Below are 1,161 nucleotides of genomic sequence, written 5' to 3' on the forward strand. Positions count from 1 at the left end.
TCGGTGGTGGAGCCCAGCAGCCACATCAGCAGGAAGAAGGCCATCATGGCCGTCACGAAGTCGGCGTAGGCGATCTTCCAGGCGCCACCGTGAACGGCGTGGCCGCCCTTCTTGACGCGCTTGATGATGATCGGCTGGACTTTTTTGGAATCACCGGCCATGAAGGGTCTCCGAGAGGCTCATGGCGTGCATCACTTCTTGCCCTTGACGTGGTTTTCAAGCTCGGCGAAGGTGGGGCGCTCGGTGGAGTACAGCACCTTGCGGCCGAACTCGATGGCCACTTGCGGCGCGTAGCCCTGCATGCTGGCCAGCAGCACGGTCTTGACCACGTTGAATTCCTTGGTGCCTTCGTCGAGCTTTTGCTCCATCAGGCCACCCAGCGGTTCGACCACGCCATAGGCCAGCAAGATGCCCAGGAAGGTGCCGACCAGCGCCGAGCCGATCATGCCGCCCAGAACGGCTGGCGGTTGGCCCACCGAGCCCATGGTGTTCACCACGCCCAGCACGGCGGCCACGATCCCGAAAGCGGGCAATGCACCGGCCAGCCGAGCGACGGCGGCCACCGCGCCATGGCCTTCGTGGTGGTGGGTTTCGATCTCGTTGTCCATCAGGCTTTCGATCTCGTGGGCATTGAGGTTGCCCGAGACCATCATGCGCAGGTAGTCGGTGATGAATTCGACCACGTGGTGGTCGCTGCCCATGGTGGGGTACTTCTTGAACAGGGCAGAGTTGTGAGGGTCTTCGACGTCCTTTTCAATGGACATCAGGCCTTCCTTGCGCACCTTCTGCAAGATCTCGTACATCATGGCCATCAGCTCCATGTAACGCGCCTTGGTGTACTTTGAGCCTTTGAACAATGGTGCAAAGTTGGACAGCACCGCCTTGATGGTCTTGGTCTGGTTGTTGACCACGAATGCTCCCAGGGCGCCCCCCAGGATGGCCATCATTTCCAGGGGCAAGGCATGAATGATCACTTCAGTGTTGCCGCCGTGGAGGATGTATGCCCCAAAGATGCAACCCAGCGCGACGATGTATCCGATGGCGACGTTCATGGTGTTCTGGTCAAAGGAAGGGCGAAGGGTTGATCAAGGCCTTGATCTTCGGCGAGTGGGCTCGTTTCCTAAGCCGTGAACAGAAGCATGCGGGCGGGGCTTTTTTCAT

At 59.7% G+C, this 1,161-nt stretch carries 2 protein-coding genes; both read right to left on the reverse strand.

Annotated elements, in window-relative coordinates; all coding sequences use genetic code 11:
- A partial coding sequence (locus Q7V20_RS06040) for a flagellar motor protein MotB (RefSeq protein WP_304788225.1) occupies positions 1-161 on the reverse strand: 161 nt, incomplete at its 3' end.
- 30 nt (positions 162-191) lie between these two features.
- Positions 192-1,052, reverse strand: a complete 861-nt coding sequence (gene motA / locus Q7V20_RS06045) for a flagellar motor stator protein MotA (RefSeq protein WP_304788223.1) — start codon at positions 1,050-1,052, stop codon at positions 192-194.
- Positions 1,053-1,161 lie beyond the last annotated feature (109 nt).

This window comes from Aquabacterium sp. (genome assembly GCF_030652515.1).
Lineage (GTDB): Bacteria > Pseudomonadota > Gammaproteobacteria > Burkholderiales > Burkholderiaceae_C > Aquabacterium.